At 52.5% G+C, this 25,273-nt stretch carries 20 protein-coding genes; 4 read left to right on the forward strand and 16 right to left on the reverse strand.

Translation table 11 applies throughout. The features are described 5' to 3' along the window. The 3 genes from ACWIZX_RS01260 to ACWIZX_RS01270 form a co-directional block, all read left to right on the forward strand. A partial coding sequence (locus ACWIZX_RS01260; RefSeq protein ID WP_448334574.1) for a hypothetical protein occupies positions 1-1,066 on the forward strand: 1,066 nt, incomplete at its 5' end. Positions 1,067-1,131: 65 nt separating this feature from the next. Then, positions 1,132-2,082 (forward strand): carbohydrate kinase family protein, encoded by a 951-nt coding sequence (locus ACWIZX_RS01265; RefSeq protein WP_448334575.1) that lies wholly within the window; start codon positions 1,132-1,134, stop codon positions 2,080-2,082. Next, positions 2,083-3,015 carry a pseudouridine-5'-phosphate glycosidase gene (locus ACWIZX_RS01270; protein ID WP_448334576.1) on the forward strand — a complete coding sequence of 311 codons (933 nt, stop codon included), beginning with the start codon at positions 2,083-2,085 and terminating at the stop codon, positions 3,013-3,015. Between the two features lie 12 nt (positions 3,016-3,027). On the opposite strand, the gene ACWIZX_RS01275 is transcribed toward ACWIZX_RS01270, so the two are convergent. Then, a complete protein-coding gene (locus tag ACWIZX_RS01275) occupies positions 3,028-4,050 on the reverse strand; it encodes a hypothetical protein (protein WP_448334577.1) in 1,023 nt (340 codons plus the stop codon). Between the two features lie 140 nt (positions 4,051-4,190). Between ACWIZX_RS01275 and ACWIZX_RS01280 the strand changes: the two genes are divergently transcribed. Then, positions 4,191-6,317 carry a WD40 repeat domain-containing serine/threonine protein kinase gene (locus ACWIZX_RS01280; protein ID WP_448334578.1) on the forward strand — a complete coding sequence of 709 codons (2,127 nt, stop codon included), beginning with the start codon at positions 4,191-4,193 and terminating at the stop codon, positions 6,315-6,317. Positions 6,318-6,323: 6 nt separating this feature from the next. Here the strand turns inward: ACWIZX_RS01280 and ACWIZX_RS01285 are convergent, their stop codons facing one another. From ACWIZX_RS01285 to ACWIZX_RS01355, 15 genes are all read right to left on the reverse strand, one after another. Then, positions 6,324-7,286 carry a D-cysteine desulfhydrase family protein gene (locus ACWIZX_RS01285; RefSeq protein WP_322792510.1) on the reverse strand — a complete coding sequence of 321 codons (963 nt, stop codon included), beginning with the start codon at positions 7,284-7,286 and terminating at the stop codon, positions 6,324-6,326. Beyond that, complete coding sequence (locus ACWIZX_RS01290) at positions 7,283-8,380, reverse strand: lipid II:glycine glycyltransferase FemX (RefSeq protein ID WP_448334579.1); 1,098 nt, start codon at positions 8,378-8,380, stop codon at positions 7,283-7,285. Before ACWIZX_RS01290 ends, ACWIZX_RS01285 begins: the two co-directional genes overlap by 4 nt. Positions 8,381-8,391: 11 nt before the next feature. Continuing rightward, positions 8,392-8,901 carry an NUDIX hydrolase gene (locus tag ACWIZX_RS01295; RefSeq protein ID WP_416181030.1) on the reverse strand — a complete coding sequence of 170 codons (510 nt, stop codon included), beginning with the start codon at positions 8,899-8,901 and terminating at the stop codon, positions 8,392-8,394. After that, on the reverse strand, positions 8,894-9,889 hold the full coding sequence (locus ACWIZX_RS01300) for a lipid II:glycine glycyltransferase FemX (protein ID WP_322792513.1): 996 nt from the start codon (positions 9,887-9,889) through the stop codon (positions 8,894-8,896). Before ACWIZX_RS01300 ends, ACWIZX_RS01295 begins: the two co-directional genes overlap by 8 nt. Continuing rightward, positions 9,889-11,778 (reverse strand): polysaccharide biosynthesis protein, encoded by a 1,890-nt coding sequence (locus tag ACWIZX_RS01305; protein WP_448334580.1) that lies wholly within the window; start codon positions 11,776-11,778, stop codon positions 9,889-9,891. The genes ACWIZX_RS01300 and ACWIZX_RS01305 overlap by 1 nt, the downstream gene beginning before the upstream one ends. Before the next feature lie 4 nt (positions 11,779-11,782). Further along, positions 11,783-13,207 (reverse strand): sugar transferase, encoded by a 1,425-nt coding sequence (locus tag ACWIZX_RS01310; protein ID WP_448334581.1) that lies wholly within the window; start codon positions 13,205-13,207, stop codon positions 11,783-11,785. A 12-nt stretch (positions 13,208-13,219) separates the two neighbouring features. After that, positions 13,220-14,257 (reverse strand): glycosyltransferase family 2 protein, encoded by a 1,038-nt coding sequence (locus tag ACWIZX_RS01315; protein WP_322792516.1) that lies wholly within the window; start codon positions 14,255-14,257, stop codon positions 13,220-13,222. Further along, positions 14,254-14,670, reverse strand: coding sequence for a RidA family protein (locus tag ACWIZX_RS01320; protein ID WP_448334582.1), 417 nt, complete (start codon positions 14,668-14,670; stop codon positions 14,254-14,256). The genes ACWIZX_RS01315 and ACWIZX_RS01320 overlap by 4 nt, the downstream gene beginning before the upstream one ends. Before the next feature lie 139 nt (positions 14,671-14,809). Continuing rightward, a complete protein-coding gene (gene cydB, locus ACWIZX_RS01325) occupies positions 14,810-15,826 on the reverse strand; it encodes a cytochrome d ubiquinol oxidase subunit II (RefSeq protein WP_448334583.1) in 1,017 nt (338 codons plus the stop codon). Between the two features lie 11 nt (positions 15,827-15,837). Then, positions 15,838-17,223 carry a cytochrome ubiquinol oxidase subunit I gene (locus ACWIZX_RS01330; protein WP_448334584.1) on the reverse strand — a complete coding sequence of 462 codons (1,386 nt, stop codon included), beginning with the start codon at positions 17,221-17,223 and terminating at the stop codon, positions 15,838-15,840. A gap of 190 nt (positions 17,224-17,413) precedes the next feature. Next, entirely contained in the window at positions 17,414-19,168 is a 1,755-nt protein-coding gene (locus ACWIZX_RS01335; RefSeq protein WP_322792520.1) for an ATP-binding protein, read from the reverse strand. A gap of 8 nt (positions 19,169-19,176) precedes the next feature. Continuing rightward, entirely contained in the window at positions 19,177-19,890 is a 714-nt protein-coding gene (locus tag ACWIZX_RS01340) for a response regulator transcription factor (protein WP_322792521.1), read from the reverse strand. A gap of 2 nt (positions 19,891-19,892) precedes the next feature. Further along, positions 19,893-21,107 (reverse strand): glycosyltransferase family 4 protein, encoded by a 1,215-nt coding sequence (locus ACWIZX_RS01345; protein ID WP_448334585.1) that lies wholly within the window; start codon positions 21,105-21,107, stop codon positions 19,893-19,895. Positions 21,108-21,160: 53 nt separating this feature from the next. After that, positions 21,161-23,086, reverse strand: coding sequence for a heparinase II/III family protein (locus ACWIZX_RS01350; RefSeq protein ID WP_448334586.1), 1,926 nt, complete (start codon positions 23,084-23,086; stop codon positions 21,161-21,163). Positions 23,087-23,105: 19 nt separating this feature from the next. Then, positions 23,106-25,268, reverse strand: coding sequence for a bi-domain-containing oxidoreductase (locus tag ACWIZX_RS01355; protein WP_448334587.1), 2,163 nt, complete (start codon positions 25,266-25,268; stop codon positions 23,106-23,108). Between the last annotated feature and the right edge of the window lie 5 nt (positions 25,269-25,273).

The following is a 25,273-nucleotide window of genomic DNA, read 5'->3' on the forward strand; positions in this document are numbered from 1 at the left end:
ATTAACACCCGAACAGCGGAAATCCCCCTTCATTCAAATTGGCGGGCCGGGAATTGTCAAACCCAATCCCGAATTTGCTGTGGTCTTTGAGCGGCTGGATGGCAATCCTCATTTTATCCGCGCGGGAATGAGCAAAAAAGAGCGCACCCTGCAAGGCTTCGAACGCCTGCGCCGCATTATTGACGTGCGCGACCACACCTTTCATTACGACAAAATCATTGGCAGAACCAAGGATGGGATCAAAATTGAGATACAGGATGTCAATTTGCTGTTCAGCATCTGGCGGCAGAGCGGCAACACCCCTTTGAACAATCCTTATCCGGCGCATCTCCGCGATTTGTACTGGCTTACCTATCAACAGGTTGGTGAACATTGGACTCACGCAATGACCGAACTGGTCGAAGATCATCTCCTACGCTTCATTCAGAATCATACCTTCAGCGAGATTCTCTCGGCAGTAGGAGAACCTGAAATCCGCAGGCAGGTGGAACTGGAAAGCACCATCCAACGGATTGCATGGAGTCAGCCTTTGCGCCGCCCTTTGCGTTTTATTTATTCCCCTCAAATGCCTCAACCGCTGCCGCCCCCTGTTTTTGTCCCCCGTCCGCAGTTGAGCAATTTTTTCAAAAGCTTTACACAAGAATTTCCCCTGGCAGCCCGCCAGCGCGGTTTACGCCTGGAATGGATCAACGTCGGCACATGGAACACGACCCACCCCATCTTGCTGGACCAACACATCGAAGCCTGGCGCTTGACCAGCGAGAACATGACCCGTTCCAGTCCGCGTGTGCTGGATGAAATTCGCAATCAAGCCCGTTTACAAACCTATCAGCGCATTATTCAACAGGATATTTTTCTTGCCATTGCTCAGCTCAACAGGCAAGGTTACAAGCCCGACCAGGTTTGTTATGAGATTTTGCGTTATTTTGAAGCCCAGCTCAGTAAAATGATTGCCGAACTGAGCTCGCAGGGACAGGTCGTCCCAACCAGACTGATCACTGCCAGACAGTGCATTCACACCGCTCTGGAAAATTTCCTTTCCAGCAGTGGGGCAACTTTCCTGTAAGAAGGGTTGGATTGTCTGGTAGAATAAAAAAATCAGAACTTTCCGCCAACCCAAGAGGATCAGGTATGGATGTGGACAATTTTCATCCCGATAAACGGGTACTTGTGATTGGGGCTGCCAGTCTGGATGTGCTTGGGCAACCCATCGGCACACCTGAGTCCGGCACCTCTAACCCTGCGCATGTTCGCACCTCTTTTGGCGGCGTTGCCCGCAACGTGGCTGAAAACCTTGCCCGTTTGGGCCAGCCTGTTACGCTCGTTTCTGCAGTTGGCAAAGATGATCTTGGTAAACAACTGCTCAATCACACCGCATCTGCCGGCGTGGATGTCAACTGTTGTATACAGGTCAGCGATGCCGCCACAGCCGCGTACATTGCCATACTGGACGACAAGGGCAACCTTTCCTATGGGCTGGATGACATGACCATTCTCCGTCATGTATCTTCGGCTTATCTGCGTTCCCAATCTGATTTATTTGCCCAATCTGCCCTCGTCTTTGTGGATGCCAATTTGGCGCCTGCCACCCTCAGGACAGTATTTTCACTGGCCAGGCGTCACAATGTGCCCGTTTGTGCGGATGCAACTTCCACCCTGCTGGCCAAACGCCTTGAAAATCACATCCCGCGCCTTTTCCTGTTGAATGCCAATCGCAGTGAAGCCTCTGCCCTGCTTAATAATCGCATCGAGGTCTATGACATGACCAATGCCCTGGCAGCGGCACGAGAATTTGTGCGCATGGGCGTGGAAATTGCCGTAATTCCAATTGGCGAAGGGGGAGTGTGTTATGCGACCTCGCAAACCTCCGGGCATATTCCCGCCGTGTTGACCCGAATTGTAGATAGCATCGGAGCAGGGGATGCACTGACTGCCACAACTTTGTTCGGCATTTTGAATGGAATGGACATTGACGAAGCCATCCGATTAGGGGTGACGGCTGCCTCTCTCACCTTGACTCATACGGGGGCGGTAGTGCCAAACCTCTCCCTTGAACTTCTATATGACAGATTGATTATCTAAATGAGCATCAACAACTTTCTTGAAATCGCTAACCCCATCCGTAAAGCGTTGTTTTCAGGCAAACCGGTCGTAGCGCTCGAATCGGCAGTCATCACTCACGGATTGCCGTATCCTTACAATCAGCAACTGGCATTCGAGATGGAAGACACCATCCGTCAGCACAATGTCGAGCCAGCTACCATTGCGGTTTTGAATGGAAAAATTCGGGTAGGTTTATCCCCCGCTGAAATCGAGCGGCTGGCAAAAATGAAGCACTGCCGAAAAATCAGCCGCCGTGATTTTGGGATTGCCTTATCGCAGAGCGAATCCGGTGGAACAACGGTAGCAGGTACACTGTTCGCCGCCCATCAAGCCGGCATTCGGGTATTTGCCACTGGCGGAATTGGAGGGGTTCATCGCAACGCGCCTTTCGATGTATCGGCAGACCTTCACGAATTAAGTCGTACACCACTGGTGGTGGTATGTGCGGGAGCCAAAGCCATCCTTGACCTGCCTGCCACCCTGGAAGTACTGGAAACTCTTGGGGTACCCGTGATTGGCTACCAGAGTGAGGAATTTCCTGCCTTCTACTCCCGTCAATCAGGTCTTAAAGTCAACCTTGCATGCCTACATGCCAGTGAAATTGCTCGGGTAGCGCTGGCTCATTGGGGAGCGGGTATTCATTCGGCTGTTTTGGTGGCGAACCCCCCGCCTGCTGAACATGCCCTCCCGGCAGAGGAAATCGAAACCATCATTCAACAAGCGGTGCGCCAGGCAGAACAGATGGGCATCCATGGGTCGGCTGTAACCCCCTATTTGCTGGAAAAAGTCAATCAACTGACCGGTGGCGCCAGTATGCAGGCAAATCTGGCTTTGTTGTTGAACAATGGCCGGTTGGCTGCTGATATTGCCATCGCCATCTCGGAAATGAGCGGGGCGTCACCCCGGGTTTAACATCCAACCGCTTCAGGGTGTGGATGTCGGCCAACGCGTATCGGTTGGTCGTAAGGTTCGCGTGACGGTGGGGGTTGGGGTTATCGTCGGCGTGCGGGAAGGCGTAGGGGTCAATGTTATTGTGCGGGTATGAGTAGGGGTTTGAGTCAGGGTAATCGTGCGGGTATGGGTGGGGGTGAGCGTCAGAGTAACCGTACGCGTAAAAGTAGGCGTGGGCGTCCCGCTGGCAGTAGCGGAGGGAGAAGGGGTGCGCGTGGGTGTTGCGGTTGGGGTAGGAGTCGGTGGTTCACCCACCACAGTGAACTGACCAAATGATTTCCACTGCAACCCAACAAAGATCCGTACCTGATATTCGCCGGGCAGCCATTCGCTGGCGGGTGGCTCACATTCCGAATAACCATAACCGCCAGTACTGCCTGTCCACGGCTCGGTCAGAAAACACAAAATTTTGTTATCTGCCAGGCGCACCCAAACCACCGACCACTGACCACCGGCAGACATTTTATCGTAGCTGAATGTGCCGTACAATTTGCCAACCGGATTTTGAAATTCAGTCTGGGGATCGACCGGCTGAAAGTCCTGGTCAATTCGTTTTGAAATTACCACCCGGCTGAAAACCGATTCAGGATTGGGTGTAATGGTCGTTTCAATTTGAGCAGCAATCTCATCCGGCAACACTGGCGTTGATGATTCGAGCGGCGTTTCGGTGAGTGTCGGCGTCAGGGTAATGGTTGGGGTAAGAGAAATCGTAGGTGTCAGGGTAATGGTGGGGGTCAGGGTGATGGTCGGCGAAGGTGGAAAGATCTGGTAAGCCACCGGTTCCGCATAGCGGTTGACCGCAAAGGCAAATCCACCCAGAAGAATCGCCATAAAGATTAACCGCCAGCCGCGCGAAACCATCTCGCGTCGCTTACGGAAATACAGCAACCGTTTACCGGATTGAATGGTGCGAACTCCGGTGATGATACTGAGAATTACGCCCAGAAGCAAAAGGAGAAAAGCGGTTTGAACGGCTGTGCGAATGTCCAAATTCATTGTGATATCCTGTTCGGCATAGCCACTATCGGTGATTATAGCACGACTAAAACCCTTCTACCGAAAACACCTTTCATTAATGAAAACCCGTCTTCGAATTCGTTGCAGGCAATTTTTAATTTAGGTAGAATCAATCTATAATGCCGCTTGCCGCTGGTACTGTTCTCAACAACCGTTACAGAATCGTCTCCATCCTTGGTCAGGGTGGGATGGGTTCGGTATATCAGGCGATGGATGAAAATTTGGGCATTGCGGTAGCCGTTAAAGAAAATCTATTTTTGACGGATGAGTATGCCCGCCAGTTTCAAAGAGAAGCCAACATCCTTGCCAGTTTACGCCATCCCAACCTGCCCCGCGTAGGAGATTATTTTACCATTCCGGGTCAGGGACAATACCTGATCATGGATTATATTGACGGGGAAGATTTACGCCAGCGCATCGAACGGTTGGGCACTCTTCCTGAAGAAGAAGTGATCCTGATTGGGGTGGCAATCTGCGACGCGCTGCATTACCTTCATACCCGCACACCTCCCATTATTCACCGCGATATCAAACCCGGTAACATTAAAATCACCCCCGAAGGGCAGATCGCCCTTGTGGATTTCGGGCTGGCCAAGGTAATGAGCGGTAACCAGCAAACCACCACCGGCGCCAGAGCCATGACGCCCGGCTACTCCCCGCCTGAACAATATGGTACAGCCCCCACCGATCCCCGCACAGACATCTACTCGCTTGGTGCGACCCTGTATGCCTGCCTGACCGGTACCATCCCTGAGGATGGCTTATCGCGGGCAACTGGCAAAGCAGAACTGACACCAGTGCGGGAATTTGCGCCCAAAACCTCCCGCAAACTGGCTGCTGTAATCGAAAAAGCCTTGGCAATCGATCCTGATGACCGCTATCAAACGGCGCTGGAATTTAAGCAAGCCCTGCTCAATGCCAGCGAGATTGACCGTCCGCCCATCAGCCAGATCACCGTAACTCCTCCACCCATACAAAACCTTCTTCCTTCCAGCGAAGCGCTTCCAGCCTCTGAAGAAGAATCGCAGCCTGTTGCGGTCATGGATCCTATGTTGAAAAGGCGTACTTCCAAACCGGTTGCCCGCCGAAGACGAAACAACGGTTTACTGCCATTTTCCCTGTTGCTGGCAAGCGTGCTGACCATCTTTTTTATCGTTGAACCGGGCGTTCCGCTGGCTTTGCGGAGCGCTTTGTTCCCGGCCTTACCCTCGCCAACCTTGTTTGTGAATTTTGCAACCGCTACACAGCCCATTGCCTTTGTCCCCCCACCCACAACAACCCCCACCGATACTCCCGCTCCACCTCCAACTTCAACCCCCACACCTGACCCCACCGATACACCAACTCCAACCGTCACCTTCAGCCCCTCTCCTACGGCATTGGGCGGAAGTGGTCAAATTGCCTTTGCCTCCAATCGAACCGGCCTGATGCAGGTTTGGTTGATGAATTCAGATGGCACCCAGCAGCGTCCGCTTACCAATATGCCGGATGGCGCCTGCCAGCCCACCTGGTCACCCGATGGGCAGAAACTGGCATTTATATCCCCATGCGCTGGCAGGCGTGATCAATACGAAAACGCCAAGATTTACATCCTTGACCTTACCAGCAGCACTGACCCCTTGCCCCTCCCCTTGCCCGCCAGTCCGGCTTCAGATTATGACCCGGCCTGGTCGCCGGATGGCAACCGGATTGCTTTCACCTCCACCCGCGCCGGCAACCCGGATATTTATGTTTACAACTTTCTGGATGGCAGCCTAAAACAACTGACCAGTGAGCGCTATGTCGAAAAACAGCCGGCCTGGTCACCCACTGGCACCCAAATTGCCTATGTTCGAGAACTGGTGTACGGGCAAATCTGGATCATGGCGGATAGTGGTCAGTTCCAGAACCGCTTTTCGCTAAGCGGTGAAGTGAATGACCTCTGGCCTCAGTGGGTACCGGATGGAACAATTATCCTGTACAGTCAATTGAAATCAGATGGCATTCCCAACTTGTTTGCCCTGCGCTACGAAGACCGCTTCACCACGCGGGCGGTACGCATCCCACCGCGCGGTCAGCCCGATCCAGGACCGGTTGCTCAAGTCAGTGTATCACCCGACGGAAACTGGCTCGCTTTTGAAGGCTGGCCGGATGGACGCAATCATGATATTTACTTGATGACCATCAATGGCGCCAACCTGACTCGGCTTACCACGGATAAGGATTTTGACTTTGGCCCAACCTGGCGCCCGTCACTCAAACCGTGAGGCAGGTCATTCCGCCAACAACAAGCGGTAACGTTCGGCAAACAATGCCGGCGTGCCACCGGTGTGCCAGAACAGGATGCGTTCCTGCGGTTTGAAATAACCCTTGCGAATGAGATCTATTAATGCAGCAGCAGCTCGTCCGGTGTAAACCGGATCCAACAGCAAGCCCTCATACCGTGCAAACAGGCGAATGGCTTCAATTTCTTCTGAGGAAGGAATACCATACCCTTTCCCAAGATACTGATCATTGACCATTACATCCACCGGCTGACAGTGAATCTTAGAACCGATTCTTTCGGCTGCCTCGTTCACTAATTCAGCAACCCGTAATTGTAATTCGGCGGCAGGATGATCTATGCTGATACCCAGTATTTTTCCCGCCCAGCCTGCTTTTAAGGCTGCTAACATCAACCCCGCTTGCGTACCGGCCGATGAGGAAGCAACCACGATCCAATCCACCTCCACCCCTTGGTTAAGAAACTCCTCAAATGCTGTGACGTAACCAAATGCACCCACAGGTGTCGAAGCGCCGAGCGGGATCAAATAGGGTCTTTTTCCGGCCACCCAGGCTTCTTCAAAGACCTGTTGAAGAACCTGATTGCGTTCTTCCGCCGCACAATAGATGATTTCTGCCCCAAAGAGGCGATCCAAAAGCACATTGCCGGAAGGCTGATCTTCCCTCTCCCCCGAAAGAACTAAAATACACCCCAACCCATATCGAGCCGCCAACGCCGCCGTCTGCCGGCAATGATTGGACTGCACCGCCCCAACCGTTATCAGGGTGCGTGCTCCGTTCGCCTGAGCTTCCGCAAGTATATATTCCAGTTTACGGGTTTTGTTGCCGCCCCCTGCCAGACCGGTCAAGTCATCCCGTTTGACCCATAGTCTAGCCCCGCCCAATGCTGCTCCCAGCCGCGGCAGCGGTTCAATCGGCGTGGGTAAATGAGCAAATCGAACACGTGGTATCATACACCAACCTCCCTGCGGGTTTGCTCCTCTCCGCGCCTGCGCATCCAGCTCAGCAGGCGTGGCAGAACCTGCAAATAAAGCGCATACATCAACGGTCGGGCAGGGTAATCCCATGCACCGATTGTGCGAATAACCTCTCCGCCGAGACCCTGCTTGAATCGAAACACCCCCCACATGCGATCCTGCTCATTGAATTCATCCGGTGCGCCCCATAAATCATAAACCTGACAGCCTCTGGCTTTTGCGCGCCGCATCGCTTCCCACTGGAGAGGATAATTGGGCATCTTGTCACGGTGAACATTGCGTGACATTCCATAGAGATACCAGGCCCGCCCGGCAAAGAAGAACAATACCAGTCCTGCCACCACCTCGCCTTCTACCTCCGCAAGCAGCACTTCGGCCATATCGGCTTCCAAAAATTCCCGCCAAACCGTCAGGTAATAATCTTCGTTTCGGATGGTAAATCCATCCCGCAACGAGGTTTCGGCATACATCCGGTAAAGCAGTGGCAAATCCTGCATACTTCCCAGTCGAACTTTTACTCCTTTGCGCTGCGCCAGACGCAGATTGTAGCGGCTCTTTTGCTTCATCCGCGCCAGCCACTCCTCCTCCGTACCACTTAAATCCAGCCAGACCGTATTGCGAAATTGAATTTGCTCCGGGGAAAAGCGCCATTTGCGTTGTTGCAGCCAGTCCACAACATTTTGTCCATACCCATCTTCAATCGCTTCTTCTGTTTGGGGAATGCCCCTGCCAACCACGACCTCCGGGTCTATCTTTATAAAAATCGCGCGCCGCCGCTGAGCCAGTTTTTCCAGATCAGAAATTACCTGTATGCCCCACTTTTCATCCCGCCAATCTAGCAGCGGACCGCGCGGGACATACATCACCCGAACTACATCCGAAAAACCACCCACTTTCAAGCTGCGTTCCAACACCATTGCGGCAGCCTTTATACGCCCGTTATCATCCCGCCAGATTTGAGGAAGCGGCCTCCAACGATGGCGCGCCTTGATATCCGCCCATTGACGGGTTTGCAAAATATGAGCAGCCGGCAAGTCAAAAATCAGGTTATTCCATTGGTGAAATTCCATGTCCATCGCTTTCATGAGCCGGTCAACGATGCCACCCAATCCGCAATCGCGCGGTCATGACCCGCACCGGTCAGGGGAGAAGGCAGCTCATCAGCGCTGAAAAAGCCAGCCCGGTCAGCTTCACCGTTCAAATTCAATCCTCCTCCGGTTAGATGTGAACGATATACCAGCAGCAGCCCATTACCGCGGGGATCATCATCGAAAAAATATACCCCATGCAAAACATCACATTGAGCTTGCAGGCCGGTTTCCTCGCAAAGTTCACGCTCGGCTGCCCTCACAGGGTCTTCATCGGCTTCCACATATCCGGCTGGCAAATACCAGCATCCCTGCCATGGAGGGGTTGCCCGTCTTACCAGCAGCAGCAGCCCTTTCTGTATGACCATGGCGGCGGCGCTCACCTTCAATTGCGGGTAATTTACCCATCCGCAGCGTGGACACATCTCTCGTTGGCGATTCTCGATCGGTTGCCATGTCAATTGTGCACCACACTCATAACAATAGCCCATGTCACTACCCATCCAAACGCCGCCGGGCGGTAATCTGCTGATATATTTTATACAAAAGCGGCTGGTAAACTCGATCCCATGCCCCAACCGAGCGGCGTATTTGCCCGCCAAAACCGCGTTTGAAACGGTAAACCCCCCATAAACCATCCTCCCGCGCTGAGAATTGATCTTCCAACACCGTTTCATCCTCATCCGGGATACCCCATAAATCATAAACCGTGCAGCCCCGCGAAGCCGCCCAGCGCATGGCTTCCCATTGCAGTAAATAAGTCGGCATTCGGTTACGCTCCTCGTTGGTGGATGCACCATAAAAATACCATGCCCGCTGACCAAAGGCAAAAACCATCAAACCCGCTAAAGGTTTTTGCTGATAGGTAGCCAACAATAAAGCGCACATCCCTTTGGGTGAAAACAAATCAAAAGCGCGTTGATAATACGCCAGCGAGTGCACCCCAAATCCATCTCGTTGACCGGTAACCAGCATCATTCGATGAAACAATTCAACATCGCTGGAAAATTCCACCACCACTTCCTTGCGCTGAGCAAGGCGGATGTTATAGCGGGTCTTCTGTTTCATGCGATTGAGCCAGTCCTCCTCATCTCCCGTCAGATTGATTTCCACCGTCCGGCGGGGTTGAATGGGATTGGACTGCTCCCAGCCCCGAAAGATCTCGTCTAGGGTTGGCTGCCCGGTGCACCCTTCCCAGCAGTCCGGTTCCACTTTTAGAAAAACAGCCCGTCTGCGGCGGCAATGTGCATCCACCTCAATCAACAGGTCTGCCCAGTCTGATCCAAGCGGCCCTTTGGGAATGTAAGCAACCGTCAGCCCAAGCGGCAAACGACGAAAAAGAATCTGAGCGCCGGAATGATCATTTGCCACACGCAGCGGCAGCCAGCCAAATGCCGCTTTGAACTCGCCCCATTCGGCAGTTTGCAGCAGATGAGCCGTCGGGAAACGAGCGATAAAGGAGTTCCATTGGTTTGCATCCAGTACAGGCATCAGATAATCGAGGTAATCTCCGGCGGAGGTGTACTTTGAATAACAGCGCCGGGAATAAATTGATCCATCAATTGAATGATCTCCTCGCCGGAACCTTCACGGGCGAGATTAATCAGCTCATCCACAAATTGGGTCAGCCGCTCACTGCTGAGCGGTTCGGTATTTTGTGAGCGGAAAATATCTGGATGTTCGGTAGCCAGGAATTGGAAACCCTCATCCCACAGGTCTTCGCTTAATTTTTCACCCGGGCGCACCCCTGTAAAAACAATGTCAATATCCTTGCCGGGTTCAAGCCCGGAAAGGCGAATCAAATCCTCTGCCAGGTCGAGGATGCGCACCTGCTGCCCCATATTCAGCACAAAAGTTTCGGCGCCCTTGCTCATCCCGGCAGCCTGCAAAACGAGGTAAACCGCTTCTGGAATGGTCATGAAATACCGCTTCATGTCCGGATGAGTGATGGTGATCGGCCCGCCGCGGGCAATTTGCTGCTTGAAAATTGGCACAACACTGCCGCGGCTACCCAATACATTGCCAAAGCGCACCACCGAAAACGCCATTCCTGTCCTCAAAGCCGCATCAATCACGAGCATTTCGGCAATTCGCTTGGTAGCACCCATCACATTCGCCGGACGAACCGCCTTATCGGAAGAAATCATCACCAACCGTTCCACCCGATGCTCGATTGCCAATTCCACCAGATTTTTGGTACCAAGGATATTATTGGTAACGGCTTCTTCCACATTGACTTCCATCAATGAAACATGTTTGTGAGCTGCGGCGTGGAAAACGATTTGCGGATGAAACTGGCTGAAAACCTGATTGAGCCGCATTCGGTCGCGCACATCGGCAATCACCGGACGAATCATCAGCGATGGAAAATGATCTTTGAGTTCTAATAGACCTTCAAAGATGCTGTTTTCTCCATGCCCCAGCATAATCAGTTCAGCCGGGTTATAGCGGGCAATCTGACGGCATAATTCTCTGCCAATTGAACCCCCTGCACCGGTCACCAGGACGACCTTATCTGCGAGTACTTCACCAATCCACTCCTCTTTTATTCGAGTGGGTTGGCGGCGCAGCAGGTCGGTAATATCCACTTCGCGTAATCGGCTGACACTGACTCGTCCACCCAACAGCTCATAAATGCCCGGCATTGTGCGGAAAGGAATGCCCTTCAGGCGGGCTACATCAGCAACCATCCTCACTACACGCCCTGGTGCGCTGGGTATGGCAATGATGACTTCATCCACCCGTAATTTTTCTAACCAGCGCGTCATCTCGTTAATCGTACCCACCACAGGTACCCCGTGAATCTGTTGTTTTTGCTTGGTTGGATTATCGTCCAAAAAGCCAACCGGTATCAGGTTCAATTGCGGATTTTTTTGCAATTCCTTGACGACCAGTGCGCCGGCATCACCGGCACCCACAATCAAAACCCGCTTCACCCTGCCTGCCTGCATTTCTCCAAAGCGGCGGCGAGTTTCTGCCAGAAATCGGAAAGTGAAACGCAGTCCACCAACCATTGCCAGCGAGAGCAACCAGTCAATGACCAACACCGAGCGTAAATAACCCGGCAGAAAACCGCGTGTGAACAGCAGCAACATCACCAGCGCAACGATTACTGAAGCAGTGCTTACAGCAATCACAATCAGTTTCAGTTCCTCCACAGAGGCGTACATCCACATGCGCCTGTATAAACCAAAAAAGTAGTACACGATCGGTTTGACTACCAGCGCAACGGCAATCATCCAATAGGCAAATGGCAGGTAAGCAAAAAACAAGCTGCTCAATTCAAAGCGCAGAATGAGTGCGCCAATCACCGAAACGACGATCAGCGCTAAATCCCCAATCAAAATATAGCGGTTACGAATATTGGGTTTATTCTTCATCTACCTACTGACCTTTAAATCCTACCACCGTACCCACAGTACGGATGAGGATGAGAAAATCCAGAAGTAAATTTCTGCGTTTGATGTAGTATAAATCGAACTCCAGTTTGATTGCATTCATCTCCACATTTTCGGCATACCCATAATTGACTTGTGCCCAACCGGTTAAGCCCGGCTTGACAAACAGGCGTGCCCGGTAAAAGGGGATGTGCTTTTGAAGTTCTTCAACCAATTCTGGCCTCTCCGAGCGCGGCCCAACTAAACTCATGTCACCGCGCAGCACATTGATAAACTGAGGCAATTCATCCAGGTGTGTCTTTCGCAAAAAGCGGCCCACCCGCGTGGCACGGTCGTCGTTCTTGCTGGCCGGGCGGGCAATCCCATCTTTTTCAGCATCCTGTCTCATGGTGCGGAATTTGATCATATTATATGGCCTGCCGTTTTTGCCCAGCCGTATTTGATAGTAGAAAATCGGAAAGCCCGAATCAACAAGGATGAGAAGGGCGATGATTGGGAATAACACCACCATCACAAACGAGCCAACCAGTCCACCAAAGATATCCATCAAGCGTTTTGCAAGCTCAAAAAAACCGCTGGCATGGACTTGATCTACAAATGAGCGCAACACCCAATCGGTTTGCAAATAATAAATCGGGATACGCCCCAGCAACTCCTCATACATGGTGGGCATGGTGGTTACTTCAATCCCCTGTTCTTCCGCTTCGAGAAGTCGGCTGAACATCTGCGGGTTCATTTCACCCGAGATGGCAAACACCAGATCAGTGACCTGATGCTCCTGCACCAGATCAAATAATTGCTCGTTTCCACCCAGAATGGGGTAGCCCAGAACATCACCACCAATCTTTTCCGGATCGTCATCTACCAGACCCACCAGATAAAAAGGCGGCGGCCAAATCTCTTTAATAACCCTTACCAGTTCACTGCCAGCGCGGCCAGCGCCCACAATCAAAACCCGCCGCATGAATAACGGCGTGGTAAATAATCGAATGTACAAAAAACGCCAGCCCAGCGTCAAAAAATAAGCCGACAGGATGAAAACTCCAACACCACGTCTGGGCAATGAGTTGGGTTCGGATATGAAAAAGATGAACAAATAAAGCACAAGGCTGATTCCCGCCGCCAGAGTGATTTCTTGTACTGTTTCGGTGCGAATGCTGGAACGGCGCGGACTGTACGACTCGGACAGCAATAAAAGCCAGATGACCGGCAGGAAAAAGAACCAGAGCGGCACTCTCTCCTGTAAAAATGCCCACGAAAAGCGATACCACTCAGCTCCCTGCGCCCAAAGATAGAGGGACAGCAAAAGGGAAACAATTGCGACCAGAAAATCCCCCAAAAAAAGGGTGGAGCGTCTTTCAGTTGGGCGTAGTCGAAGACCTTGACGGGGTGAAACGGAGCGCATACCCATACGGTAATTATCTCACGATTTGGCTGAGCGAATCATACTGACCAGAAAACCAGCCCCCCAGCAGAAATGCATGGTCGCAATCGCCAACGGAACGCCAATCACCAGATACCATTGACGCTTTTGGAATGCAGGAGGAACTGCGGAAAGTATCAGCACCAGCCCATAGATGATCAGCAGCCCGACCAGTGCAGAGCGGGCAGCCATAAAAAAGAAAGACAGCACCAGCATCAAAGCAACGGTGAGAACAAAGAGGGGCGGCAGCAACTGACGCAAACGCAGGGAGCGGGGATAGCGGCGCAGCATACGCCATTTCCAGTAACCGTAGCGCCAGTACTGCCGCGCCAGCGATGTCAGATTGGGGCGGGCATAATAAGTGCTGCGAATGGCAGGATCGAAAAATACACTCCCGCCATTTTGCCGGATGCGGGTATTCAGTTCGTAATCCTCATTGGTCAGCAACGATTCATCGTACCCGCCGATTTTTTCAATTAAGGAACGACGGAAAGCTCCAAACGGGACAGTATCCACCCGCCCCGCCTTACGGCTGTACCGGTAACGGGCATCCCCTACCCCCAGCCGATGAGCAGCAGCCACAGCAATCGAATGTCCTAGCCAGCCCGCGCTGCCAGCCTCAATGATCCACAATCCGCCGACATTATCTCCTGATCCTTCATTCAAATTGTGAACACTGCGCGCGATGTAGTCCTCAGCCGGCACACAATGGGCATCCAACCGAAGGATGATTTCTCCACTGGATGCCTCGATAGCGCGGTTGAGCGCTGCCGGTATGATCCGCTTTGGATTATCAATGACCCGAATATTAAGATCGGGATGAGATTGCTGAAAATCGGTAATTCGTTTGCGGGTATCATCTACTGAACCACCGTCGGCAATAATGACCTCTAGCAAATGGCGAGGGTAAGTCTGACGGTAGATAGCGTCCAACAGCAAGGAAATAGTTTTTTCCTCGTTATAACATGGGATGATGACCGAAACCGATTGAACCATTTCCTGTTTCACATCGGTTGATCGCTCAGATCTTTCTGTCAACAGCAGGAATTATCCTCCGGCAGTAGGGCAATCACTTCAATTTCCACTGCTGCTCCTTTGGGCAGCGCCGCTACCTGTACCGTTGAACGGGCCGGCGGTTCACTGGGGAAAAATTCTCCATAAATTGCGTTCACTTTCGCAAAATCATTCATATCCCGCAGAAAAATGGTGGTCTTAACCACCCGTTCAAAGTTTGTACCGGCAGCTTCCAGCAGCGCGCGGAGATTTTTCATCACCTGTCGAGTTTCTGCTTCAATTCCTCCCTGAACAATCTCGCCGGTTTGCGGATCTATGCCAATTTGCCCGGCAGTAAAAACAAAATGCCCACCCTTAACCGCCGCCGAGTAAGGACCAATCGGTTTTGGTGCCTGATCCGTGGTGACAACTTCTTTTCGACAACATTGCCTGCTCATGAACTGCCTCCCGTAAGGATTGTGGTGCTGTGATTTTAAGCCATGTTTGTTTTAAGGTAAAGTACAATTTCACAATTGGTTAAAAAAATATGCGGACGGCAGGATTTGCCTGCCGTCCTTTTAACAAACTTTTTTGTGATCAATAATGCAAGTCCTTAGGGCTTGCTGAAACGCGCTTGCGGAATACCCAGTAACTCCAGCCCTGATAGAGTAAAACGAGTGGGACAAAAATCAAGGCAACGATGGTCATCGTTTGTAATGTGTTCGGTCCAGAAGCACTGTTGTAAATGGTCAGGCTGAAATTTGGGCTGAGGCTCGAAACAAGCACACGCGGATACAATATCAAAAAAATGGTAGCCGTCGAAAGGACAATTGCCAGGGTGTTACTGGCAAACGCCCAGCCGTCCCGTCCCTGTCGGATAAACCAGCCACAAGCCAGCAAAGCCAGCACAGCGCCAATTGGGACCGGGCCGGGGTTGACTCCCAGCCTTTCCAGTATATCGGTAAACAGGTAAGTGGCAATGGTAGCGGCAACCAGCGCTACCGTAGTCCCCGCCCAGATACGCCTTGCCGCACGCCGGGCAGCGCTGGCAATCGGTTCCTCGGTTTTAAGCGAGAGGAAGATTGCCCCTTGCAGTAAAAACCCAAACAGAGTCACCAAACCACCCAGAATGGAATAGACATTAATCAAATCCCAAAAGCCGCCCACATAGTACTTCTGGGCATTAATGGGAACGCCCCGAATGAAATTGGCAAAGGCTACTCCCCACAACAAGGAAGGGATAAAACTGCCAACGCAGGTAGCCCAATCCCAAAACTTGCGCCACAATGGATTTTCATCCTTGGAACGGAATTCCAATGCGATACCGCGCACAATCAGACCAATCAACATCAGAAACAAGGCTAGATAAAAGCCGCTGAACAATGTTGCATACCAGTTGGGAAAAGCAGCAAACATCGCCCCGCCGGCAGTAATCAGCCACACCTCATTGCCGTCCCAATGCGGGCCAATGGTGTTGAGAATCATTCTGCGCTGAGTATCATTCTTGCCCAGAAACGGCAGCAGTATTCCCACACCCAGATCAAAACCTTCCAGCACAAAATAACCGACAAACAATATCGCAATTAAGATAAACCAGAGCGTGTTGAGATCCATAGCATCCTCCCTTATTCCCAGTAAGCCTGTTCTTCAACCGTGCGCGGTTTGGGCAGTTCCGCTTCTGCCCCGGCAATCGCGTACTTGCGCAACAGATAAACATCCGCCACCATCAGCAGTCCATAGACAATTGTAAATCCCAGCAAGGTAGTGATAACCATTCCGGGGGTCAGGTTCGGCGATACGGCATCCGCTGTACGGAGTTTCCCATAGACCACCCAGGGCTGCCTGCCCATTTCGGTCAACAACCAGCCAAAGATATTGGCAAGATAGGGTAACGCCATCGCGGGTAAAAAGAGATTCAACCAGCGTGTTTCGGCATTGAGTTGATTGCGCAGCACACGATACAGCGCATAAGCCGCGAAAGCCAGCATCAAAAAGCCGCTGCCCACCATAATGCGGAACGACCAGTAACTGATGCCAATTGGCGGAACATAATTGCCCGGCCCGTATTTTTGTTCATACTCATTTTGCAGGTCGAGGATACCCTTAACTTCCCCATCCAGACGGTTGTAGGCCAGCAAACTGAGAACACGCGGAATGCGCAGCGAAACCTGCTCACTCATGGTTTGTTGGTCCACAACCGAAAAAACCGAGAAAGAAGCCGGATTTTCGGTATTCAGCAAGGCTTCTGCCGCGGCTATTTTCATTGGCTGCAACCGCACCATCTGTTGCGCCTGATTGTGGCCGATCAAAATCACCATCAGAATGGATATTCCGCCAAATACCGTTGCCAGTTGGAAGGAAGGTTTAAAGACGTCTTCCTGTTTCCGCCTTAAGAGATGATAGGTACTGATACCCATCACAAAGAAAGCCGCCGTGGTAAACCCGGAAAATACTGTATGCGGGAACTGTCCCCATACATACGGGTTGGTCAACAGGGCTGAAAACTGCTGCATCACCAAACGGCCGCCCTCTTCCGCATACCCCACCGGTGATTGCATAAAGGAATTGGCTACCAGAATCCAGAACGCCGAGAGGTTTGAAGCGATCGCCACCAGCCAGATGGCTGCCGCATGAAGCGGTTTGGAGAGGCGATCCCAGCCAAAAATCCACACCCCCAAAAAGGTTGATTCAATGAAAAATGCCAGCAAAGCCTCAATTGCCAGCGGCGCGCCGAAGATATCACCCACATAGCGGGAGTACTCCGACCAGTTCATCCCAAATTGAAACTCTTGCACAATGCCAGTAACCACCCCCATGGCAAAATTGATGACGAACAATTTACCCCAAAATTTGGTCATGCGCTTGTAACGCTCGTTGCCGGTGCGCACATAGATGGTTTCCATAATGGCCACCAGAACCGAAAGCCCCAATGTAAGAGGTACAAAGAAGAAGTGATATACGGAAGTAACGGCAAACTGCCATTGAGATAGAATGGTCACCGAAGAGTTCATTGCGATATTCCTCTGTAGGTTAATTCCAACAAAATTTCACAAAAAAAGTGCGGATTGTCCGTTTATTGGTTAGTTTATGACTTCTACTTCACCACTGCTACGGTCAAATTTCCTGAATTGGGCATCAGAATGTCACCCCAGGAATCACCCCCTCATCATCCTCTGTCAACCCTTTGTGTGTTACACAGTTTCAGGCAGCCGGTAAAGAAAAGTAAAAGGTGCTGCCGCGGTTGACTTCGCTCTCTGCCCAAATTCGCCCGGAATGGGCTTCAATGGTGTGGCGGGCAATCGAAAGACCTAACCCCGTACCACCTCCCGAGCGAGATTGATCCGCCTTGTAAAAACGTTCAAAAATGCGTGAAAGGGCAGCCGGTTCAATCCCCACACCCGTGTCCTGCACCGAGAAAATAACCTGCCCGGCTTCTTTCCACGTCCGCGCCACAATTTCTCCACCTGCCGGCGTGAACTTGATCGCATTGTGAAGCAGATTGACCAGCACCTGTTCGATGCGTTCCGCATCGGCGAGTACGTTGGGCAAGCCCTCAGCGCATTCCTGGCGCAAGGTCAGGCCGGCTCGTTCCGCCTGCAATTGCATGCGTTCCACCGCCCGCGAGACTAAATCATTCGGCTGCACCGGCTTCAGGTTGAACGGCACCTTGCCCGATTCAATTCGCGAGAGTTCCAGCAGCTCCCGAACCAGTTGGGTCATATTGTCAATTTCGCTCTCCATTTTTTGCAAAAAGCGCCGTGCCGCTGGGGGATCTTCCAGGGCGCCTTCCTGCAGAGTTTCGGTTAACGCTTTTAGCGAAGCCAGCGGCGTGCGCAATTCATGGGAAACATTACTGATAAAATCCCTGCGCACCACTTCAAGCCGTCGTACGCGGGTCAAATCCTGAAATACCAGCAGCGTATTTTCGGGCAGCAAAGGTTCAAGCGGAGTGGCAATTCCCTGAATGAACAGACGCTCCGGCGTGGTTTCGATGGTTGCAATCTGCTGACGTTTGGTTTTCACACAGGTGCGCCACAGTTCAACAAAGGGATGCTGGCGTACCACCTCTACCAGAGAATGACCCAACGCCCGGCTCGAATCAACATTAAAAATCCGCTCGGCGGCCGGGTTGATCAAAGTCACCAGACCCTGCCCATCCACAATCAGGATGGCGTCGTTCATGTTTTGCAGAACAGCATCCAGCTTGCTGCGCTCTTCCCGATATCCCTCAATTTGTTCGCCCAATCTTTTTGCTATGCGAATAAAAGCCTGGCTGAGGATTCCAATTTCATCCTTGCGGTGAGTCGGCAACTCGATGTTGAAATTGCCAATTCCCAGCCGGGAAACTTCGCGAGTCAACTGGCGCAATGGCGTAATTGTCTGATTGGCAACCAGAAAAGCCAGCAAAATCGTCAAGATAATTGCCAACACTGCATTGCCTAAAATGGTATTCCTCAATTCCAATAAGTCCGACTCGATTTTTTCGATCGAGCTGGCAAGCCGCACAACCCCAAGCGGTTGATTATTATCGTCAATCCGCAAGGCAAGATAATAAAGCCGCTGGCGCACAGTATCACTGAATCGCACCGCGCTCCCTTCGCCGTCCCGAAGGGCCTGTTGAACTTCCGGACGGTTGAGGTGATTTTCTACCTGTAGGGGGTCCCTGCCCGATTCGCCAATGACCTGCCCATCCGGCAGGATAATGGTCACCCGCACACGAGTGATTCCGGCATAATCATTAACCAGATTATTCAATTCAGGGCTGATCCGCCCTTCCCGCAAATGATTGATCACATCCCGGGCAATTAAATCGGCTTCGGTACGCAGCGTGTTGCGTAAATTTTCATAGTAGGTGCGCTCCATGAAACGGTAAGCATACAAACTAACCCCGCCCACTGACAGAATAATCAGCAGGATGAATGGAATGGCTAACCGCCATAACAGGGAGCGTTTCATCTTATCACTTATCCCTCAAAACGATACCCTGCACCGCGAACGGTCACAATCCGCATCGGCTGGGCCGGCTGAGCTTCGATTTTTTCCCTCAACCAACGCACATGAACATCCACTGTACGGCTATCGCCGATATAATCCCATCCCCATACTCTTTCGAGAATAAATTCCCGCGAAAGAACCTGGCCGCGATGCTGAGCCAGAAAGAGAAGTAATTCATACTCCTTGGGTTTGAGGGGGATAATCTGATCGTTCAGGCGTACCTCACGGCGGGTAATATCAATGACCAGATTACCAAAAGTCATTATTTGAGAAGGTGTAGCCGGCTCACTGCTGGCTGCGCTGAATTCCTCACGCATCAGGCGCACCCGGCGCAGCATGGCTTTAACCCGCGCCAGAAGTTCGCGCATGCTAAACGGTTTGGTGAGGTAGTCATCCGCCCCGACTTCCAAACCGACGACACGATCAATTTCATCGTCCCGGGCAGTCAACATCAATACCGGTGTGGTCATCTCCTGCCGCAGAATACGGCACACTTCAAAGCCATCAATGCCCGGCAGCATGATATCCAGTATGATCAGATCGGGATGTGCTTTGCGGGCAACTTCCAGGGCTTTAATCCCATCCCCCGCCGTTTCCACCTCATAACCTTGCCGGGTCAGGTTGTATGCCAGGGTCTCTTGCAGGGTTTGTTCATCTTCAACAATCAAAATTTTTTCTGGCATGGTTAAAACCTCATTTCTTCAATTATTTCCGCCAGCCGGATAGAGAACTGCCTCCGATTATAGCAATTTTCTACGGCCCTTCTGCCCGCAAGGCCCATTTCTCTGGTTTTTTGCGGGTCGGCAGCCAGACTTCGAATCACTTGTGCCAATGCTTGGGGATCTCCCGGTGGAACGGCAATGCCAGCGTTGTGGGTTTCAACCACCTCGCGGATTACCCCATCAATTGCCAGCACCACCGGTTTTGCAGCAGCCATATAATCAAATACTTTATTCGGATAAGTGGTTTTATACCATTCCAGTGGTTTGAGGATCGCCAGACAGGCATCTGCCGCGGAGAGAATTTCGCTCATCTCTTTTTTTGCTACCGGCGGCATAAAGATGACATTGGTCAAACCCATTTCTTCCGCCTGACGAATTAAACGAAATTTCTCTTTGCCATCTCCGACCAGTACAAAGCGGATATGGGGTTCGTCCCTTAAAATATTTGCCGATTGAAGCACGACTTCCAGATCATTGGAAAGGCCATGCGCACCGGCATATAACACCACAAATTCTCCCTCTAACCCCCATTGCTGGCGCGTTCGGCTGCCGTTCTGATGCGGGTCGAACATGGACGGATCCGCTCCGTTCGGGACAAGTTCTACCCAACGCGCTCCGTTACGGCTGACATGCTCGATGAAACCCGGGGAGTTGACCATCACCCGGTCGGCATGACGGTATAAAAAACGCTCCAACCCCTCCGATAGCCTGATCAGCGACGGATTACGCAATACACCGGCTGCAACCGCAAAGGCCGGCCATAGATCGCGCACCTCAAAGAGAAAACGCACTCCTTTTATGCGGGCTATGAGCCAGGCTGTTACTCCTTGAAAAATAGGCGGTGAAGTACCCCATACCAAATCTACCTGTTTTACCGACAGTCCAACCAGGAAGGAAGAAATCATAAAACTGAAAAAACTGACCAGCCGGTGGAAAAAGCTTTTGTGCAAAGCTGGATAGGTAAACACCCTCAGGATGGTAATACCCTCTTCAGGCTGTTCCCGCTCCAGCCATTGAACTTTATCCGTTTGGCTTTTACCGGTGAGGTAGGAAACCGGGCTGGCAACAATCGTGACCCGATGACCACGCGAAACCAGAAATCGCGCCATCTCGTAATGTCGCGTACCGCCAGCCTCATCCAGCGAAGCAAATGCCTGATGGATTAATAACAGGTGCATTAATCTGATTTTATCTTAAAACATTCAATATGCAGGGATTTCTTAAATAAGGTTCAGCGTGCGCAAATCTCAAAATCAGTCTGCAGTTCTACTGGCAAATGGACATCCGCTTGAATCCACAAAGAAATGGCTGGCTGCCGCACCAGATAAGTGGGTGAAAACCATCCCAGCAAGGTATCCAGCCCTTCTTCCGGCTTACCTTTCAAAACCTGACCCGCCCTCACCACCTTAAACTCCAGGGTGAAGGATGGTTGACTATTAAGAGAAACACGAACTTGAAATTCCCCATAATCCATGAGGATTCCGTTGTCCTCCGGCTTCCATTTTCCATCCTGCAGAAGCCAGTGCAGACTGACCTGTCCGCTGGTCAGCCTCGGGTGCAGTGGCAGCAAACGGTCGGTTACTTTCCAGCAACCCCGCTGCACCCATTCCAGCCTACGCTGCTGCTGAACACCCAAACGGCGGTAGCCATATCGCTCCGCACAGACGATCTCATTTTCCACAGCCTTCTTTTCCACAAACTGTGCCTGATCCCAATTCAACCATAGGAACTTACCTGCCCGCAACATGGGCTGCTGGCGGTTGAAGACCGGTGCATTGTGAAGTTCAGCCAGCGCCAATCCATTCTGCCAGGGGGGTGGCAAATTGTAAGCATATGTCCCGGCATCACTTACCAGGCGAACACCATGCCGCCAAAGTTCAACCTGCAGTTGATCGGCGTGGGCCGGCCGGTTGGTGAATTTTTTCGCCCTCAAACTAGCCCACTCGGTCACATCTCCCAGGCGTCGAACTCCCCCTAATGCCGGCTGGCTGATTTGTTGAGGTAAACGGGAAAGATCCAGGCCGAACCAGTGAGCCAGTTCATCCCAACCCCCGCCCGGCAGCGCCCGCTCACCGGTAAATGCCGCCGTGCTCGCTTGAAGTATCGGACGAAAATCCTCGCTATGACCGCCCAGCGGCAGCAGATGTGCCCCATCATGGTGGCCCAAATTAAGCGCCTGACCGCTGGTTTCGTCCATCACCCCTCGCAGCCAGGCCGAAGCCAGGCGCAGTTTTTCTCGTATCCCTTGCGTCAGCGGAATACCCTCCAACCGAGCAATTCTATGGGCTATCAAAGCCAGCGTCAGCATGAGGCGGTGATAATTGGTGCTGTGTTGAATATACTCCCCATCCGCTTCAATTTGATGTTCAATCGCCCACTCAAACCACTTCCAACCGGTTTGGCGCCAACGGCGTGCTTCCTCCCAATCGGGCAGAAGGTAAGCGGCGAGCAGCAGACCTACCGCTTCGGAAAGTAAATGATTATTATTCTGGGCACGTGCGTACAAAAGCGTTACCTCAATCCTTCGGGCGTGATGCACGATGGATTCGGCTACATTTCGTTTTCGCTCTTTATTAAACCACGGAGAAGTTTCAAATACCTGCACTGCAAACGCCAGCGCCATCAACCGCAGCGCCACTTCCTGCGCGGAAAGCCAGTTTTCCCCACCGTTCACCGGGTTGTTTTCCAAAAATTGTTCCCAATAGATCCAGAAACATCGGGCGTAGCGTTCATCGCCGGTCAGGCGGTAAGCCCGGCCCAGCGGGAAGGCCCATCCCAGACGAGCCGGCTCCCAGATTTGTTTGATGTCCCCTTCTACACCCTGCTCACGGAGAACGCTCCAATGCCGATTCGGGTGAGGTGGTTTGAGATTCAAAGGCTGCGGCGCACCGCCAAATAACCTGACCCTGCCTGCTAAAATCTCTTCTGCTTCTGCAATTCCATCTTCGCCGCGCAGGTGATTCCACTCTGAAAGCTTTATCGGATCGGGAAGGATGAATACATCGGCCCGCAACGGGGGGAGGTGGCTCAATTTTTTGCCGCCAATGGGCGTCAGCCAGTGGTAATACCCGCTCTTGATACCCAGACGATAAACCGCCAGGGAGAAGAGTGAAACAGGCCCCACTTCTTTGATCAGCCAGTACGCTTTCTTCCACACGGGAACATCCATCCGGGAATTAAGCCTGATTGATCTCCATATCAGCCTGCTGGCGCAGCGATTCCAGCGCTGCAAAACTGGCACGCGTTACACCCAACAGGTGATCATAGGGGATCGGCGGCTGCCCGCCCTGGCGAACGGCTTGCACAAATGCCTCCCATAAAGCCTGATGCCCTTTATCCTGTCGCAAACGCGCTGTAAATTTCTGGCGCTGGCCATTCTGCAACAACTCGAGCGACCGATAATCCTCCAGCACTGCCACCCGGCCGGCACAAAAGACTTCCACCCTTTCTTTGGGTAAAGTTTTGTCGCCATTGGCAAGGTAGGTGACCGTGCCAATGGAGCCGTCCTCAAAAGAAAACGTCATGCTTACATTATCCTGCCGATAGCGTTCACCATCCGGCAGCCCAACGGTGCGCACTCGAAGGGGTGGTTTGCCCACCAGGAAGGTCAGGTAATCTATGAAGTGGCAACCCTCGCCGATGATTCGCCCTCCACCCTGCTGCGGGTCGTGCAGCCAGTGGGTCAAAGGCAAATAACCGGCGTTGACCCGGTAGTGGATGAACATCGGTTCGCACCGGTTTTCCAAAAACTGAGCCATCTGGCGCGTAAACGGCGCAAAGCGGCGGTTGAAGCCCACCGTCAACAAGGCAGGCGGCTTTTCCTCCAGTAATTGTTGAATGGCATTCAATTCTTCGGGGGTGATTGCCAGAGGTTTCTCACAAAATACATGCTGACCGGCGCGCAAAGCCTGCATCACCTGCCGGGCATGATGCTGATGGCGGGTGAGAATGGCCACCACCTGTACCCGCGGATTGCCTAAAATATCACTTTCCTGAGAACTGGCAAAACCAAAACCGTAGCGTTGCGCGGCGTGACGCGCGCTCAATCCGCTGGCTGTGGCTATGCCCACTTTCTGCACGCCGCCGCTTCGTTGCACCACCGGTAAAAACACCGCCATGGCGTAATTGCCGGCTCCAAGCACCCCCAGGCCCGGCAGTCCTTCCAGCGGCGCAGCGTGAGGGCTCAACTCGATGCGGCGCAGCGGTGCAGTCGCTTCCTCGCTTTGGGGATAGGTCAAAAGAACACCCAGAAACGACTGACGACTCTTTCCGCTGATCAGATCATAGGCAGCCTCACCCTGTTCAATGGGGAAGCGGTGGGTGATCAGCGGCCTGACATCTAACTTTCCGCTGGCAAGCAGATCCACTACTGCCTGCAAGTTTCTGCCTTCTGTCCAGCGCACATACCCGTAGGGATAATCTATCCCGCTTTCTTCATACTGTGGGTCATAACGCCCCGGCCCGTATGAGCGCGAAATGATCAATTGAAGTTCTTTTTCATAGTACAACTTGCGCGGCAACGACATGCCCACCGCCCCAACTGCAATGACCTTCGCTCGATCGCGCGCCAGTATCCCCGCCAGTTCTACCGGGTCGCTGGCGGGGGTATCCGCACAGATTAAAACAGCATCAAAACCGCGCCCCTGTGTCAGTGAGCGACCAGTTTCTTCTGCCTGTGAGCGTTCGGCTGCAATGGCGCCCATTTGTTCAGCCAGAGAAACCCGGTGCGGGTCTAAATCCACCCCAAACACGCTACAGCCTGCCGCGCGGGCAATGCCCACGCTGAGCAGACCCAACGAACCCAGACCAATTACCGCAATCCGTTCGCCCAGCTGTGCTTCCGCCAGCCGAAATCCGTGCAAGGCAATCGCACCCAGCGTAGTGAAGGCGGCGCTCTCAAAATCTACCTGATCCGGCAAAGCCGCCAGCAAGTGTTTGGGGACGACGACATACTCAGCGTGCACGGCGTAACCCCCGCCTGCACACGCAACCCGATCCCCGGGTTTAAATTCCTCCACCCCTGCACCGACTGCCACAACCGTCCCGGCACAAGAATAACCCAATGCCATCGGCTGATCCAGTCGGTTGAAAACCGCTTCAAGGGTGTTTAACACCCCCTCGCGGCGGGCCTTGTCCAGCACCTGACGCACAAGATCGGGACGGGAACGCGCTTTTCCTACCAGACTTTTTCCGGCAAAATCCACCACCATGCGTTCTGTGCCGGCAGAAATCAAAGAAGCTGCATTGCGCACCAGCACCATCCCCGGTTTGGGAGTCGGTGCCGGCACATCCACCACAAGGGCTTTTCCATCCCGCAAGTTTTGCAGTAACTGCTTCATGGGCA

The sequence above is a fragment of the Bellilinea sp. genome, assembly GCF_053501535.1.